A 17,137-nucleotide genomic window follows, 5' to 3' on the forward strand; every position below is an offset into this window, starting at 1 on the left:
CGCATGATGTGCGCATCGTGGCAGAGGAATGTCCCGTGGCACTCGTCTACGATGGAACGACGGTCGCCGTTCTGATGGCCACCCCCACCGATCTGACCGACCTCGCCCGGGGATTTAGTCTCACCGAGGGAATCATTCGCGACCTCGGCGAGATCGAGGAACTCACGGTCGTGCCCGGTCCCGACGGCATCGAGCTGGGTCTCTGGCTACGACCGGACGCGGGGCGCAGGTTGAAGGAGCGACGGCGGCAGGCTATCTGCGGTCGCGCAAAGAGCATCCCGGACGAACGGCACGCACCCTCTATCGGGCGACACCGCTCGGCAAGCGCGGACTCGCATTGGCCAAGTCGCGGGTCCTCGAGTTCACCGGCGAGGCCCTCAAGAAGTAGCGATCATGCATATGTGATCAGCCCGGCTAAGCCTTCGTCCATGTGATCTTGATGATGGCAGCGGAAAGGTCGGTCCGGGCCCGTCGGCGGCGAAATCGACCTCGGCCGTGGAGTATCTGGGCATGCTGATCGTGCGGTGGGCTTGTTCCCTACCTTCGTGATCTCGAACGAGTGGCGATGCAGGGCACGGGATGCTCGTCGCCGCTGTTGTTGTTCAGCACCAGACGATACCGCTTGCCCCTGACGACGGTGAAGACCGTGTCCGGCCGGGAGGATTCTCGGATCGCCTAACCCAAAGCCCTCGACGGTCAGAGCAGCTGGAACTCCAAGCCATGCAGCTGCGCTGGTAATACCCCCTTCAGCACAATAGCATCGTGAGTGGCGGGCGATGTAATGATCGTGTCCGGGCCGGCGTCGGTTGCTGCAGCCAAGATCTCGGCAACACTGCCGAACAAGTTACGACTGATCGCTATCGTGTCATTATCGACATCGAAATCGCCGATTGTTGCGGTGCCAAAATTCTCATTGAACACGAAATTGTCGCTTCCTCCTGCGCCGAAGATCGTGACGCCGTTGCCGACGTTCTGAAATGTCTCGTCCGCACTGGTACCATTAACAACGCTTAGGTGCGACATGTCTTGTGACGCATAGGTACCGACTATCGTAATCGTCAGCGCCTGACTTCCCACATTGCCGTGCCCGTCATTGACCTGCGCCGTATATCTAATGGTCAATTCATCGCCGGCTTTGAGAAAATCGAGATCGGCATCAGTCGGACTGTAGGTCCAATTCAACGTCTGCGTCGCACCATTTGTCTTGACGATGTCGAACGCGATGTAGCTGGCATCGACCAGCGTTGCGACATCGGCGCCAAAGGGCAGCGTCGTTGAGCCGTTCGAGCCGCTGAATTCAACGCTGGCGTTTCCGATCACTGACGCCGTGAGCGTGTCGCCGATATCGACGTCGTTCACGATCAGCGTTCCCGACACGGGTCCCGCGATGCCGGCGTGGCGATCGAGGACAACTCCCGCAGAGATGTTTTCGAGCTCAAATGCGTTGAAGTTGCCCGTTTCTAGAACCACCCGGTCGAAGGGGTTGATTCCGACAAATTCCAAATAGCCATTCGAAGCGAACACACCCTGATGTGCGCTCAAGAGCGCCCCAACTTCGGCGCCGGTGTAGGATACAACAAGATTCACGCCGTTGTAGAAACTGACCTTGTTCATTGCGTCAATCGTACCCCAATACAGGCCAAACGTGTTTCGCTCCGAGCCAAAGGTGATTGTCTCGGTGCTGCCGGCGCTGAGGCTCAAATAGTCGGTGGTATCCGCGCCGCCTGGCAACGGTCCGAGGAACAGAGCGACCGCGACGCCGGGGATCGATCCATTGATGACGCCGACATTTCCCGATCCCGAAAATGTGGCATCCAGCGAAGCACTGTAAAAGTTGCCGTGGAACGCGTCGGATCCGCTTGGCAGGTCATCGAACGACTCTGTCGCCAGGCCCAGCGAGTTTGTGTTTACCCCCTCGGCCAGCGCGATTGGATTGACCACGACGGCCTGCACCGGTGGATCGGTCTCGCTGAGAATTGTCGGTGGATCGTTGATGCCCGCTACGACCAGCGTCACGGTCGCCGACGCAGTCGCACCATGAGTGTCAGCTAACGTATAAGCGAAAGAATCGGTGACGGTCTGCCCGGCCCCGAGGGCGCGAAGGGCGGCGGCGCTCGTCGATTCGTAGATGATGTCAGCGCCAGAGAGCGACACCGCCGCGCCGCTCGCACTGAGTCCACTGACGGAAAGGACCGCCAGATGATCGCCGGTATCGGGGTCGGTGTCATTCGCAAGCAGAGTGCTTGCGGCGATCGTCAGCGAGCCGCCCTGGCTAACATTCGCCGCGCTCGGAGGAAGCAACGGCAGCACATCAGCATGTGCGATCGGCCCGTCATTGGCGCCGCGGATGGTGATTGTCACCGCCTTTCGTGTGTCGTCGATTGTCGCCACCGTGAAGCTGTCGGTAAGGGTGCCACCGACATCAAGCGCCTTTACCGCACCCCTGGTATCGGTCAGCACGTAAGTCCACACGCCATCCACCGTCATCGTGAAGACACCGTACCCACCATCGCTCGCCTGAGGCGCACTGACTGGTTTAAAGGTGTTGGGCGGGTTATCGACGTCCGTATCGGTAAGCGTGCCTGTTGCCGTCGCCGTGCCGGCGGCAGCATTGGCGGCGGCACCTGCCGCGTCCACCGCGCCCGTCGCGTCGCCGGCGATAATCGCTGCGTCATTGACACCGTTGATGGTGACCGTGAAGGTCTGATCGGCCCTGGATGCACCGTCCGAGACCATGACAACGAAACCTTCGGTTGTCGTCGCAGTCAGCGCATTGATCGCGTGATTATCCGGAGCGAACGCGTAGGCGCCGGTCGAGCTGTTGACGTAAAGCGTGCCATATTGCCCGGCTTTGGAAACATCATATGTCACACCGCCCAGTTTCGCGGCTCCAGTGACCCCGCCGCTTATGCTGTAGCTCAGCGGAGCGCCGGTAAAGTTGATCGCCTTCAGAGCACCGGCAGTCGAGGGGAAATGGTCAAGGGCAGACGTGTCGGTAACAATCGGCAAAGCCGTCACGGTCAACGACCGCACGGGGGGATCGACGATAGCGGGAACGACAAAGATCGTTTGTATCGCCGGCGCAATCTGCGGAAGCGGGGCATCAGGCCTGATAAAATCGATGCGTTGAGGCGTCAGGGGGCTAACGGACGGGGGTGTGCTTGATCCCTTTGCTCCTGTCTCCCTCGAAAAATTGGCGAGCACGTCCTGTTGTGCGGCGCGAAGCTCCTCCATCTGAGCGGCAGTATTGTTGACCTTGTTTACGGCGAACGAGGATCCTTTTTCGTGCAGAACAATAGTCTGTCCGGGATCGTCAACCAGAATATGTCGCGGGATCGCCTCTTTGGTTACGAGTTCGAACTGGCCATGCTCGAGGTCCTTGTAGGTAATGATACCATCATCCAGGAATGTGGCTTCGGGGTCGGCGGCACGAGCTTGCTTTGACTCAGCCAAGATCAGGGCTGTGAACCACAGCATGCCAGTTACATCGGATGGGGCTCGGCTTCCCCCAAACGTCCCAACGAACGCGAGTCCTCTTGTCATCCAACTCGCGAACGAGGCGCGCGCACGATTAAGAAAAGTCGTAGTCCGGGGATTGTCGACAAGTTGACAACGCGGAACCGCAATTGCTTCACCTGCGTTATCCAACTCAGCATGGTGGCAAATCGACATTGCCTCAGCCTCGGCTGTCAAAATCCGCGCGCCGCTCGTGGTTGCCGAATATCCTTGTTATATCGCCTGCGCCTTGAACAGACGCCCTGCGCCGCAACCGACATCTGCCCGTCGAAAATGACCTCGCGCGCATGAAAAAAATCTGGTGCCATGTGGCCTGCACAGAGCTCAGCGCTTCACAGAAATTTGTTCAATCAATGTACTCGACCGAGATGCAGCCGTCTATGCGCGGCGCAACACCGGCACGGGCATCGGAAACCTAGGTCGCTCAGTCTAGCCCGTGAGGCCTAGTCGGTCCGCGATATTCGGAATCGAAAGGCGCGTTGCTTGTGTTATAATCGGTGATCTTCTCGGAAGGGGGAGATTATGTTCGTTCGCACGATTGCCGCGCTGGCGACCTATTTCGTTTTGGCTCTGCCAGGCTCGTTCGCCGGACCAGCAGAAGCGCAAGTCAATGCAGCGCCGCCCGCGATCCAGGATGCAGCGAAGCTCATTGGAAAGGTCGTCAGTGTCACCGGCGCGGTGGCCATCGAACATGCGAACGCAGTCGTCATCGAGGCCAAAGCGTCTGGCTCGACGAAGGTTGGAGACCCCGTCTATGTAGGCGATGTCATCCGGACCGGGGCTGACGGCCGGGTCGGCATCAATTTTACGGATGGCACAACTTTCAATCTATCGACCAACGCCCGGATGGTCCTGGACGAGTTCGTGTATGACCCTGGAGGAAACTCGAATTCGACCTTGTTTAGTCTAACCAGGGGGACGTTTACCTTCGTCGCCGGAAAGGTTGCCAAAACAGGCGATATGAAGGTCGACACTCCTGTCGCGACCATGGGAATTCGAGGGACCACACCGCACGTCGCAATCTCGGATGATGGCTCAGTCAAATTCTCCACGCTTATCGAGGAGGGCAAGAAGAAAACGGAGGCACCCGTGACGCGAGAACCCCGTCAGAACGCTACCCGCAAGTTCGATTTCAAAATCTGTCGAGGCTGCTAGGATCATTGCCATACGCCCAACCGTCGTTCAGCAAATGCCCACAAGGTTCGGTGCACGCCCGCCACGCTGCGGCCGCGCAAACCCGCCGATCGAGAGGCATCGTCGTCATATGCGCCCTGGCCTTGCTACTCCTGCCGTCGTTGGCTGCCGCGCAGAACCCGACGGCCAACAGCCTCCGGGATCTTGAACTCTGCAATGGCTCGGAGCGCAGCTCGCTCGACTCACGGATTTCCGCTTGCTCGACGCTGATCGACTCGCACCAGAGCACGGCAGCAGGCCTGGCGATTTCCTACAATAATCGTGGGAATGCCTACGTTGCGAAGGGCGACTACGACCGCGCAATCCAAGACTTCAATGAATCGATCAAGCTGGCACCTGAATTCGCCAAGCCCTACAATAACCGGGGTGTGGCCTACCTGCTGAAAGGCGAATACGACGTCGCGATTCAGACGCTCGACCAGGCCATCAGGCTGGACCCTGGCTACGCCAAAGCCTTCGCCAATCGTGCGCAAGCGCACCTGAAGAAGAATGAGTACGATGCCGCGTCGTCCGACCACGACGAGGCCCTCCGTCTCACATCGGATCTTGACGAGGTATGGAGCGGCCGCTGCTGGACCAGAGCCGTGCTTGGCGCCCTGCAGGCAGCGCTGGAGGATTGCAACAGATCGCTTCGATCCCAGCTGAACAAGGCGGCCACGTACGACTCGCGCGGGATGGTCCATCTAAAGATGGGCGCGCTCGACGCGGCTGTCGCAGACTACAGCTCGGCGCTGACATTTGACCCAAAGCTTGCGAGTTCCCTCTACGGAAGGGGCTTGGCCAGACTGAAGAAGGGCGACGCGATCGGCGGCGACGCGGACATTGCAGCCGCAAAAGCCATTCGCCCCACGATCGTCGAGGACTTCTCGCGGTACGGCGTGCGATAGGCGCTAGTGTCTCGATAGTGCGACCTCATTGCCCGCGATCGGCGCCGTCGCTGTGACCAGCCACGCCTCATGCGAGGCGTTCCTCGCACGCTATTCGGCAGCAACGCTCAGCAATTGCGCGGACGGCCTGCAGTCCATATCAACGGCCGGATGAACCTCGACGCCGTGTACGGCGCTGCGATACCGCTCGGCGATACCTTTCAGCACGCCGGACTCGTCGGGCTTATTGCCATCAACCTCGCTGATCAGCGTGATTTCATTCAGCGTTCCAACAAACGCCATTCATCCGCGATAATGAGATCCGTTCGCTCGATCGGGCGACACTACTTCCGCGATGAGTTCGTGGTGCGGCGGAAGTGGATCGACGAGCACGCCTACGCCGATCTGGTCGGGCTTTGCCAATTCCTGCCGGGCCCGGCCAGCAGCCAGGCCGGCTTCTCGATTGGATTGATGCGGGCCGGCTACCTGGGCGCGCTCGCAGCCTGGACCGGATTCACCCTGCCCTCGGCCGTGATCCTCGTCCTGTTTGCCTACGGCGCCGGTGCACTGAGCGGGTCGGTTGGCGCCGGCCTGCTCCACGGGCTCAAGCTGACCGCCGTCGCCATCGTGGCGCAGGCCGTCTGGGGCATGGCGCGCAACCTCTGTCCCGACCGGGAGCGTGCGTCGATCGCGGTGATTGCGGCATTGATCATACTCTTCAGCACGGCTTCGATCGCCCAGATCGGCGCAATCGTTCTCAGCGGGCTCGCCTGGCGCGCCCCTCCGCTCATCGTCGTCGCCTTCAGCGCCGCTGCGGGCATAGCGATGACGCATGTCTGAGTTCACGCTACGAGTTTGGTCTTATCGTCTTGTTTCGCCAGCATCGACGCCGGCGCGTTTCGCGAAGAACCACGGAACGCTGCTGCGTTCCGTGGTTCGGTTCAGTCGGCGATGGATCAGACGAAGCGGAAATCGTCTGCCGCGAGCGAGGCCATCTGCAGATTGGCCAGCGTCACGGTGTTGTCGGCATCGAGCGTCACGACGACGTTGTTGCCGACCTGCGTGGTGTGCGACATCACTTCGGCGAAGTTGGAGAACAGGCTGCTCGAGAATTGCAGCACGTCGGCCGAGGCACCGGTGGTGGCGAAGTCGGTGACGGTCTCCTTGCCGAAGTCGGCGGCGAACATGAACACGTCGGCACCCGAGCCGCCGGACAGGATGTCGTTGCCGGCATCGCCCGCGAGGATGTCGGCACCCGAGCCACCCTTGATGGTGTCGTTGCCGGCACCACCATTCAGCATGTCGTTCTCGGAGCCGCCATCGATGTTGTCGTCGCCATCGCCGCCGGAGATGGCGTCGACACCCGAGCCGCCCTTCAACGTGTCCTTGCCGAGGCCACCCTCGATCACGTCGTTGCCGGAGCCACCGTCGACGCCGTCGTCGCCGTCGCCGCCGCGCAGCGTGTCATTGCCGGCACCACCGGCGATGACATCGTTGCCGGCTCCGCCATCGAACATATCGGCGCCGTTGCCGCCTGTAAGATGGTCTGCACCGGCGCCGAGCACGAAGCCCTCGATGCCGCTGAAGTGGTCGGTGCCGATGCCTGCGCCGGTCGCGATGCCGGACGCCAGGTTGATCGTGACTGCACCGGTGGCGTCGGACAGATCCAACACGTCCTGACCGCAGCCGCCGTCGATGGTGTCGTCACCAGCACCGCCTCGGAGCACGTCGTCGCCGAAGCCGCCGAGCAGCACGTCGTTACCGGCACCGCCGATCAGCAGGTCGTCGCCGAGGCCGCCGTTCAGGGTGTTGGCTCCGGCCGAGCCGATCAGCGTGTCGCCAAACGCCGTGCCTACCGCGTTCTCGATCCCGGCGAGATGGTCGGCGCCCGGGAGATAGCCCGGATAGTAGGCCAGCCCGGAGTCGAGGTCGATCGTCAGCTTGAACAGGATCTGACTGTAGTCGATGGTGTCGACGCCGTCGCCACCGTCGTACCGATCCAGACCCGCGCCGCCGATGAAGGTGTCGTTGCCGGCACCGCCGAAAACCAGATCGTTGCCGACGCCACCAACGATCGTATCGCTGCCGCCGGTTCCGATTCGCAGCTTCCAGGTGCCGTCGGCGAAGACGAGTTCCTCGATGTTGCTGAGCGTGTCGGTGCCGTCGGTGCCGACCTGATCAGCGATGTTGATCGAGCCGTCGGCATTGAGCGTCATCGCGTATCCGGCAATCGCGCCGGAGAAGGTCGCTGTGTCGGTCCCGGCGCCGCCGTCGATGATGTCGTCACCGGCTGCGCCCTTGATCAGGTCGCCGCCGTCATTGCCGTACAACGTGTCGTTGTCGGCACCACCATCGACCTGGTCATTGCCGGCGCCGGCATAGATGTAGTCGTTGCCTGCGCCGCCGAACAGCACGTCGTCGCCGCCGTAAGTGTAGTCCATGGCGATGGTGTCGCTGCCATCGCCACCATCGATGACGAAGCCGCCCGCGGATGTCGAGAGCGCGACGTCGTCGCCGACGCCGAGCAGGATCGTGCCGGTCACCGTGGCACCGACGTAGAGGTTGACCTGGTCGTTGCCGGCGCCCATGTCGATCGCCGAACCGCCGGTCGCAACGATCGACCCCGAGTTGTTCAGGGTGTCGCGGCCGCCGCCCATCGAGATGCCACCGACGATCCGGCCGGTGCTGTTGTTGCCGACGAAGTCCTCGTAGTCGCCGACGAGGTTGATCGCCTCGTTGCCGCGGAGGTCGAACCGGGCAGCGTCCTCCGGCGAAACCCCTTCCGGTCCGTGGCCGTCGCCCTGGATCAGACCGTCATTGACGATGGTCGTCGCCCCCAGTGCGTTGCTGTTGCTGGAGTTGTCGACCTGGATCGCCCGGCCGTAACCGTAGATCTCGCCGGTGGCGCTGTTGACGATCTCGCCGCCGCCGATCGCGATCGCTTCGGACACGTTCGGTTCGCCGTCGTGATAGCCCTCGGCACCAAGGCCGGCAATTCGGCCATAGTTCAGCACCTGCACCAAGCCGTCGACGTCGATGGCGTCGCCATCGGAGTCGGCCAGTTCGGCGGAGCGGCCTTCCATCACCCCATGATTGGTGATGAACGCCTTCTGCGCGAGCGACCCGTCGGTGTCCAAGTTCACGGCGGACCCGTTGCGGCCGATCATCGTGCCGCTGTTGATGACGGTGACGGCATTGTCACCGGTTACGGCATGACGCGAAGCTTCCATCCAGCCGCCGGCATAGTTGGTGACCTTGCCGCCGGTGTCGCTCTGGAAGTCGATCAGATCGCCTCCGCCCACGAACGTCGGATCCGTCGTGATCGTCCCCCAGTTGTTGACGACGCCGTCAGTGCCCGGGCGGATCACGTCGGTATCGCCGCCGTGCTGGCGGATGACGCCCCCGGCAAGGTTGTTGATCACCGCCGACGCGCCGCTGTTGTCGAAGGTGCGGAAGTCGATGACGCGGCCGTTCGCTTCGATCAAGCCGGCGTTGTTGACGGTGATGGTCGCGTCGGCGTGACCGGCCCGTTCCGGGGTCAGCGCGCCGCGGACGACGCCGCCGGCCTGGTTGTTGAGGGTCACCGAGCCGGTCGCCCCCGCCGTGGTGGTGAGCGCACGGGTCGAGCCTGAGATCTCGCCGGCATTGTCGATGACCGCGTTGCCACCGCCTTGCCAGACGATCGCGTTGCCGGACACCGAGAGCGCGCCGCCGGCCTCGATGGCGACGCGGTCGTTGTTGTCCACAACGAGGCTCGAAGCCAGCGTCGCGCCGTCCTGGATCGTCACGCCGTCGTACGATGCCGATCCGGCCACCGACCAGGCGCCTGCGGCCACCAGCAGGTTCTCGACATTGAGCGTGGCGACCAGTTCCGCCGTGCCGCCGCCGATCAGCTTGACGGTGTCGTTGCCGGCGCCGCCGTCGATCAAACTCGGCGCGGGGTCGTCGGTGGAGACGATGATGAGGTCGTCGCCTTCACCGGCTTCAGCAGTGTCGCCGGCGCCGGCCACCAGCTCGTCGTTGCCGTCGCCACCTTGCAGGGTGTCATAGCCTTCGCCGCCGACCAGGACGTCGTCGCCTTCGCCGCCGGTCAGGGTGTCGTCACCGTCGCCGCCCGCCAGCCGGTCGTCGTCAGCGCCACCGTCGAGCGTGTCATCGCCTGCACCGCCAAGCAGCGTGTCGTCGCCGTCGCCGCCGGACAGGGTATCATCGCCTTCGCCGCCATCGAGCTGGTCGTCGCCGCCGAGCCCGGCGAGGACGTCGTCGCCCCCGAGGCCGTTGAGGACGTCGTCACCGAGCGCGCCGGTGAGTTCGTTGTCACCGTCGTCGCCGACCAGCACCAGCGCCTCGGTTTCGAGCACCGTGTCCTGACGATAGTCGAGGTTCTGGATGCGCTCGTCGTGCGCCCGATCGGTATCGGCGACGTCGTAGGGCGTGTCGGAGTAGTTCGCCGCCATGTATTCGGCGAAGGCATCCTGCTCGGTGCCTTCGGCGGCGAAGTTCGCCTCCTGCCCCGCATCCGGAACCAGGTCTGGCGACAGATTGACGACGTTGGCAAAGGCGGGATTGGCCGCGATGAAGCTCGCGAACGGATAGCCGTCGCCGCCGGTGAGCAGGAAGCTCAAGGTCACGACCCGGATCGCCATCTCCGGATCGACCACCAGTTCGCCGTTCGCGACCAGCGCCAGCACCGGGTTGCCGTTGTCATCGATCAGCGCTGCCGACTGCACGCGGTTGCCGGCCGGCAGATCCTTGTCGAACGAGAACGCGATGCCGCCGACCTGGGCGAACTGGCCGGGCGTCGCGGTCGCCGTGGTCGCCGCCACCGCGTGCTCGAGCACCTCAAGCAGCTGATCCGCGGTCACCGTGACCATCGACAGCGCGTTGTTGAAGCGCAGCGAGTTGGCGATATCGAGCTGCGACACCTCGCCCGCTTCCTTGCCGACGCTGGTGTTCGCCAGCGGCGGGCTCTCCACCGCTTCGCCGCCGACCGCATAGACGTAGCCGATCGAGTCACGGATGCCGCCGCCGTTCTTGATCGAAACCAGCACGGTCGGGTCGACCTTCTGGGCGTACCACAGGTTCGCATCGGCGGAGAGGTCGCCGAGGTTGGTCTCCTCGGTGCGAGCCTCGCTGCGGCGGCCCTCGAGATAGACGTCCGTCTTGCCGAAAGTGTTGCCGTCCTGCACGTCGATGATGCCGCCCAGCGCCTGGGCGATGTCGTTGACCAGATCGCCGCGGCCGCCGTCGGCAAACGGATCGGCGTCGTCGGCATCTACGTCGCCGTCATCGTCGACATCGACCGTGGTGTTGCCGTTGTACAGCGAGGTGACCACCTCTTCCGTGCTGGCGTAGGCGCCGTTGACCGCCGTGTTGGCGGTGTAGATCACGTTGCCTTCAGCATCGAAATCGACCACCAGCCGTCCGACATAGGAGTACTCGCCGGAGGTGTTGACGATCAGCGTGGTTTTGCCGTCGGCGTTCGCGGTGACGATCGGATAGGTGTCGGCAGCGGTGTCGCCGGCACGGAGTGCGTCGGTCTCGTCCGCCAGCAGCGTGTGCGAGCCGCCGGCGACGATGACGTCGACGCCGTGCAGCAGGGGCGCCAGCGCCTTTTCGAGCGCGAGCTGCTGCAGATGGCTGACCAGGATGATCTTGTTGATGCCCTGGGCCAGCAGGCCGTCGATCGTCGGCTGCAGAATTGCCGCCAGCGCCGCCATGTCATCGACATTGTCGCCGATCACTTCGACGCCGCCGGTCGAGGAGATGCTCTGCACGATCTGCGTGGTCGCGCCGATCACGCCGATCTTTTCGCCGTTCTCCTCGATGACCGTGGCCGGCGCGATCTTCTTGCCGATACCGGCCTCCGGCGGGAAGCCGGTGTAGGCGTCGGCATCCAGGATCGTGCCGGTGTAGACCGAGGCGAGATTGGCATCGGCCGAGAAGTCCAGATTGGCCGCGAGGTACGGGAACTGCGCGCCAGGATAGCCGGCGGTCTGCTTGATGATGTCGGCGAACGCCTTGGTGCCGGCGTCGAATTCGTGATTGCCGATCGCCGAGGCCTGCACGCCGATGATGTTCAGCATCGCCATGTCGGCGGTGCCGAAGCCGGGCGAGATGTTCAGCGTCCCGGCAGCGAGGCCGTAATAGGTCTCCAGCGCGGTTTCGTAGACCTCCTTCAGCGAGCTGTCGCTGCCGGCGCTGAAGAACGGGCTGGGAATGAAATTGTCGCCCGACGACAGCGTGATCGAGTTGTCGTAGGTCTCCTCGAGATAGTCGACGATCGCCGCGAAGTTGCCGGCGCGATCGACTGCGTTCAGGCCCGCCTCGAAGTCCGATGCATGCAGGATTTGCAGCGTGTAAGCCGGGGTCGGCTCCTGCTCCCCGAGATTGAGGCCCACGACCACCGGATCGTGGTCGGACACCCGGATCGAGGAGTCGCCGTCGAAGATCGAGGTGTCGCGGCCGTAGTCGGTGTTGTAGTCGAGCGCGTCAGCCTCGTCGGCGTTGATGTGCCAGGTGGTCACACCGGACACCTGCGCGCCGAGGCTGGCATTGGCGAAGGCATAGTCGAGCGTGCCGGTCTGGCCGTCGAACACATAGGAATAAGCGTCGTCCTCGCGGTCGTGCAGATTCTCATAGCCGGCGCCCTCGATGAGCGCGGTCGACTGCTCCTTGGCGTAGCCGTTGAAGTCGCCGAGCAGCATCACGTCTGGATCGCCCGAGCCGGTCGGATCGCTCGCCGCCCACGCGGTCAGCGCGGTGGCGGCCAGCTCGCGCTGGTTCTGCCAGTTGCCTTGGCCGTCACCCTGATCGGAATCGGCGCCGGTGCCGGTACCGCTCTTGGACTTGAGATGGTTGGCGATCGCCGTGAAGGTTTCGCCGGTCGCAAGCTCCTCGAAGGTCACCGCGATCGCGTTGCGGCTGGTGTTCTCGCCGTCGAACACCGCGCCGACCGTGCTCTGCCCGAGCAGGCCGCCGAGGCCGAGGCCGGGCAGGTCGGCGTCGTTGAGGGTCTCGATGGTCGTACCGTCGGCGATCTTCACCGCGGTGGTGTCATAGATGAAGCCGACCGCGATGGCGTCGCCGCCAACGAACTGCTGGCCGGGATCGACCCAGGCATAGGTACCGGCCCCAGCCACGGCATTGAGCTGTTCGACCAGATACTTGATCGCGTTGCCGGAGGATGCAGCGGAGAAGTCGTTCTCCAGCTCGGTCAGCGCCAGCACGTCGACGTCCATGTCGAGGATGGTCGCGACCAGCTTCTCGGTCTGACGTGCGAACTCCGCGGCGTTGTCGGCGCCGCGCGGCGCTTCGCCGATCGCGGTGGTGCCGCCATTGTCCAGCGTCGTGAAGTAGTTCAGCACGTTGAAGCTCGCCACCTTCAGGCGGCCGCCGACGTCTTCCGGCGCATCGGTGCGCGGATTGTCGCCGGCTCCGAACGAGTTGGCGCCGTCCTCGACCGAGCGGATCCGCCAGGTCGCCCCCGAGGCGGAGTTGCCGGCCCATTGGTAGTCGAGCACGCCGGTCAGGCCGGTGACGGTGTCACCCATCCGGACCGCGTCGGCGGTGCCGTAGTTCGGCGTGGCGGACGTGTCGTCGTTCGGATCGAAGCCGTCGAGGTTGTTGATCGCGGCGTTCTGGACGTTCAGGCCATCGTCATAGGTGATGGTGCGGGCACCGAGCTCGGCCAGATACGCCTGGTAGGCGGCGGCGTCGGGCGCGTTCTCCTGCGTGAACTGTTCGGGCCGTTCGCCCGCCGCCAGCTTGATCTCGTTGAACCGGTCGAGATTGTACTGCTCGGTGACGGTCAGGGTCTGCGGAATCGTGACCAGCATGCCTTCATAGGCTTCAAGATCAGGCTGGTAGTCGCCGTCCTGGCTCAGCGTGGTGCCCATCGACGGCAGGTCGATCTGCACCGCCATCGCGTCGACGTCGGCCACCGCGCCGGCCTGGACGACCGAAATGTTGCTGGCGGTGAGCTCGGTCAGACCGAAATATTCGCTGATCGAGCCGGTGACGCGCACCCGGTCGCCGATCTGGACGTCGGTGGCGCCGCCGTACACGAATATCGCCTCCGAGGTCAGCACGTTGCCGTCGGAATCGGTGGTCTCCTCCTGGATATAGAAGCCGTTGAGATTGCGGTTGGCGTCGGCATCGCCGTTCTGGAAGTCGCCGACCACGATGGCTTCGACGGTCACAGTCTGGCCGACCATGGCGCTGCTGGCTCCGCTGCCCTGAATCGCGCTGATCTTGGTAATGCCGACGTCGTCGTTGACGATGGTGCCGGTCGCCGTCGCGGCGCTGCCTATCGTGGTGGTCACGGCCGCCGAATTCGAAACGTCCTGCAGCGTCAGCGTGAAGCTCTCGTTCGCCTCATTGTCGGTGTCGCCGGCGACGGTGACGGTCACGACCGCGGAGGTCTCTCCCGCCGCGATGATGCCGCTGAAGCTGACCGGCTTGCCGCCGACGTAGTCGGCCGCATCGGTCTGCGCCGAAGCGATCGTTCCCGAGAACGCGACGTCGCCCGTGGTGCCGCCGCTGCGCTCGACGGTGAACTGATAGACGGTCGGGGCGCTGTTACCTTCGTCATGCGACACCGTGAGCGAATCCGGCGCGAAGGCGACGTGCTGAGCTTCGATCGACGATTCGGACGAACTGGTGACGCGGATGTCGTCGATACCGACCCACTCGTCATTGCCGACGGCGTTGGTGGTGAGAATGCGAACCTGGATGTCGTTGCGGCCGTCGACGTCGGCGGGCAGCAGCAGATCGAAGGGCGTCACCTGGGTCGCGGCACCGCCGGTGGTGACGTCGGCGGCGTAACCGCTTGGAACGTTGGTCCACGCCCCGCTCGAACCGAGCCTGTACTGCACGTTGACCTGCTGCGCCGAGTCGTCCGTGCTGGCGTCGAGGTCGCGTGCGTTGAAGCTCAGCCGGACATCCTTGCGGCCGGTGGCGTCGAGGTGGATCACGAGGCTGGGGGCATCCGCACTGTTTGAGCCGTTCAGCGCCACCGTCGGGTTGGCGATCTGGAATTCGGCCACGCCGCCGTTGGTGATGGCGGTGTTGGTCTGGTTGGCGACGACGTCGACGTCTCCTGACGACGATCCGGTAGCCGTACGCGCGTCCACCCCGGTGACCGAAACGACATCGTTGCCGAGATAGCCGACGATCGATGCGACCCCCGACCAGTCATCGTTGGTCGTGATAAGGCCAGTATTGGACCAATCCTGCAGGAAATCGCCGTTCGCCAGGACATGAGGGGTCGTCGACATGTATCGCCACTCCAGCGCTTGAGAAAAGACGTCGCGGATCGCCGCCTCACGGCATGCGTAAGGGCACGGTCCGGACGGTTGATGGTTAACGGATCGTTAATGCGCGTTGATAGAACGCCGACGACAACAGATCGGTGACTGCTTTTTAACGGGCCGGTGAAGTCGCGACACGAAAAGCCCCGAAGACCGTGCGAACCAACGACTCGTCTTGCGACAGGCGGCGCGCTCGACCTCTCGGCCGGCAGCAATCGCCGATGAGTCATCGCGCTACAACTCGATCAGCCGCCGCGAGAGGTGACCACGCCAGGTTTCGATTGGCGGCCCGCGCGGCCGAACTTCCGAACCAAGGCGGCGTTTCGTCGCAGGGTGTCGCGGCCTCGTTGCCATCGGCCCCCGTCATCGCGCACGCGCAGCTTTGTCATGCGCCTGACGTTGAACCTCGCTAACGAACGCCGACCGCATCCGACCGTGACGGTCCGACGTCGTTTTGAATTGAGTAATATGACCGCAACAACGTCCTCCACGTCGACTCCCGCGTCCGGCGATCTTGCGTCGGCCGCGATCGCCTCCTGCAGAACGGCCTTTCTGACGGTGGGACTGTTCTCGGCGGTGCTCAATCTGCTGATGCTCACCGGCTCGATCTACATGCTGCAGGTGTACGACCGGGTCATCCCATCGCACAGCATTCCGACCTTGATCGCGCTGTCGATCGCGGTGGCGGCCGCGTATGCGATGCAAGGGCTGTTCGATCTGTTGCGTCAGCGCATTCTGACACGGATCGGATCGGCACTGCACGCCGCGCTGTGGCAACCGGTCGTCTGCAACATCCTGCGCGGGCCGCTACGCGGCGGCGCCGCGAATCGCGGCCTGCAATTGTCACATGATCTGGACTCGGTCCGGTCGTTCCTTTCCGGGCTCGGCCCGACGACCTTGTTCGACTTGCCGTGGATGCCGCTGTATCTCGCCGGCTGCTTTCTCTTGCATCCTTATCTCGGCTGGACGCTGGTCGTGGGCGCGGTGCTGCTGTTCGGGATCGCGCTGCTCACCGAGGTGCTGACGCGGGCGCCGACCCGGGACGCGTCGCGTGCCGGCGCAATCCGCGGCGTCCAGCTTGAAGCCGGTCGGCGCAACGCCGAAATCGTGGCCGCGCTGGGGATGGAGCAGCGGTTGATCGACCGGATCGGGGCCGCCAACGACGATCTCGTCGCCGCCCAGCAACGCAACGCCGATATCGCCGGATCGCTCGGCGCGTTGTCGAAGACGCTGCGCTTCATGCTGCAATCGGCACTGCTCGGCCTCGGCGCCTATCTGGTGATCGAGGGGCAGGCCAGCGGCGGCGTGATGATTGCCGCGTCGATCATGGGCAGCCGCGCGCTCGCGCCGGTGGAACTGGCGATCTCCATCTGGCGTCCGTTCCTCGGCGCGCGACAGGCGGGCCAACGGCTCCGCGCCGCCCTGCGCGACGGCGACGCCCCGAACCCCGACGTCGCGCCCGAACGCGCCGTCCATCGGCTCACGGTCGAGCAGGTAACGATCGCCGCCCCCGGCGGCACCACCGCGATCGTGCACAACGCGTCGTTCGCACTTGAAGCCGGCCAGGCGGTCGGCATCATTGGCCCGTCAGCCGCCGGCAAATCGACGCTGGCGCGGGCGCTGGTCGGGATCTGGCCGATCGCACGCGGCGAGATCCGCCTCGATAGCGCCACCCTCGACCAGTGGCCGGCAGAAATTCGTGGCGACATGATCGGCTATCTGCCGCAGGACGTCGAATTGTTCGACGGAACGGTGGCGGAGAACATCGCACGCTTCGACCCGGAGATCGACGAGGCGGCGGTGATCGCCGCGGCGAAGGCCGCCGGCGCCTACGAGATGATCCTGAAACTGCCGAAGGGGTTCGAGATGCGGATCGGCGAAGCCGGCGCCACCCTGTCGGGCGGCCAGCGGCAGCGGATCGCGTTGGCGCGCGCGCTCTACAAGGATCCGTTCATGGTGGTGCTCGACGAGCCGAACGCCAGCCTGGACGCCGAAGGCGACGCGGCGCTGACCGACGCCATCCGGCGTGTCCGGGCTCGCGGCGGCATTGCCATCATCATCGCGCATCGACCGGCGGCGCTCGCCGCGGTCGATCTCGTACTGACGCTGGCGACCGGCCAGGTGCAGGCATTCGGCCCGAAGGACGAAGTGCTGCGCAAATCGCTCGCCGCTCATCCGGCGCCGGGCGGCGCGGCGCTGCAGGCGGTGCCCGATGCGCGTTCGGTTCCGGCCGCCGCCGCCAGTTGAGGA

6 protein-coding genes and 1 pseudogene are annotated in these 17,137 nt (G+C 64.0%); 5 read left to right on the forward strand and 2 right to left on the reverse strand.

Translation table 11 applies throughout. The features are described 5' to 3' along the window. Positions 1 to 74 precede the first annotated feature (74 nt). On the forward strand, positions 75 to 434 hold the full coding sequence (locus tag FJV43_RS01520; RefSeq protein ID WP_239629806.1) for a formate dehydrogenase accessory sulfurtransferase FdhD: 360 nt from the start codon (positions 75 to 77) through the stop codon (positions 432 to 434). A 262-nt stretch (positions 435 to 696) separates the two neighbouring features. Here FJV43_RS01520 and FJV43_RS01525 read toward each other — a convergent pair whose 3' ends face one another. Then, on the reverse strand, positions 697 to 3,477 hold the full coding sequence (locus FJV43_RS01525; protein ID WP_239624107.1) for a VCBS domain-containing protein: 2,781 nt from the start codon (positions 3,475 to 3,477) through the stop codon (positions 697 to 699). A gap of 561 nt (positions 3,478 to 4,038) precedes the next feature. On the opposite strand from FJV43_RS01525, the gene FJV43_RS01530 reads away from it, so the two are divergent. The 3 genes and pseudogenes from FJV43_RS01530 to FJV43_RS01540 all read left to right on the forward strand — a co-directional run. Further along, positions 4,039 to 4,671 carry a FecR domain-containing protein gene (locus FJV43_RS01530; RefSeq protein WP_239624109.1) on the forward strand — a complete coding sequence of 211 codons (633 nt, stop codon included), beginning with the start codon at positions 4,039 to 4,041 and terminating at the stop codon, positions 4,669 to 4,671. Between the two features lie 50 nt (positions 4,672 to 4,721). After that, a complete protein-coding gene (locus FJV43_RS01535; RefSeq protein ID WP_239624111.1) occupies positions 4,722 to 5,597 on the forward strand; it encodes a tetratricopeptide repeat protein in 876 nt (291 codons plus the stop codon). 294 nt (positions 5,598 to 5,891) lie between these two features. Next, positions 5,892 to 6,347: pseudogene (locus tag FJV43_RS01540) on the forward strand (chromate transporter); the annotation flags it as partial. A 185-nt stretch (positions 6,348 to 6,532) separates the two neighbouring features. Here the strand turns inward: FJV43_RS01540 and FJV43_RS01545 are convergent. After that, positions 6,533 to 14,854, reverse strand: coding sequence for an ExeM/NucH family extracellular endonuclease (locus FJV43_RS01545; protein ID WP_239624112.1), 8,322 nt, complete (start codon positions 14,852 to 14,854; stop codon positions 6,533 to 6,535). Between the two features lie 501 nt (positions 14,855 to 15,355). Between FJV43_RS01545 and FJV43_RS01550 the strand changes: the two genes are divergently transcribed. Beyond that, positions 15,356 to 17,134 carry a type I secretion system permease/ATPase gene (locus tag FJV43_RS01550; protein ID WP_239624114.1) on the forward strand — a complete coding sequence of 593 codons (1,779 nt, stop codon included), beginning with the start codon at positions 15,356 to 15,358 and terminating at the stop codon, positions 17,132 to 17,134. The last annotated feature ends 3 nt before the right edge of the window (positions 17,135 to 17,137 follow it).

Origin of the sequence: Bradyrhizobium sp. I71 (assembly GCF_022354745.1) — a bacterium.
GTDB lineage: Bacteria > Pseudomonadota > Alphaproteobacteria > Rhizobiales > Xanthobacteraceae > Bradyrhizobium > Bradyrhizobium liaoningense.

Bases quoted from the DNA above. Each gene is read 5' to 3' on its own strand.
- FJV43_RS01545 (WP_239624112.1), bottom strand. From the start codon at position 14,854: ATGTCGACGACCCCTCATGTCCTGGCGAACGGCGATTTCCTGCAGGAT.
- FJV43_RS01520 (WP_239629806.1), top strand. From the start codon at position 75: ATGGCCACCCCCACCGATCTGACCGACCTCGCCCGGGGATTTAGTCTC.
- FJV43_RS01550 (WP_239624114.1), top strand. From the start codon at position 15,356: ATGACCGCAACAACGTCCTCCACGTCGACTCCCGCGTCCGGCGATCTT.
- FJV43_RS01530 (WP_239624109.1), top strand. From the start codon at position 4,039: ATGTTCGTTCGCACGATTGCCGCGCTGGCGACCTATTTCGTTTTGGCT.
- FJV43_RS01525 (WP_239624107.1), bottom strand. From the start codon at position 3,477: ATGCTGTGGTTCACAGCCCTGATCTTGGCTGAGTCAAAGCAAGCTCGT.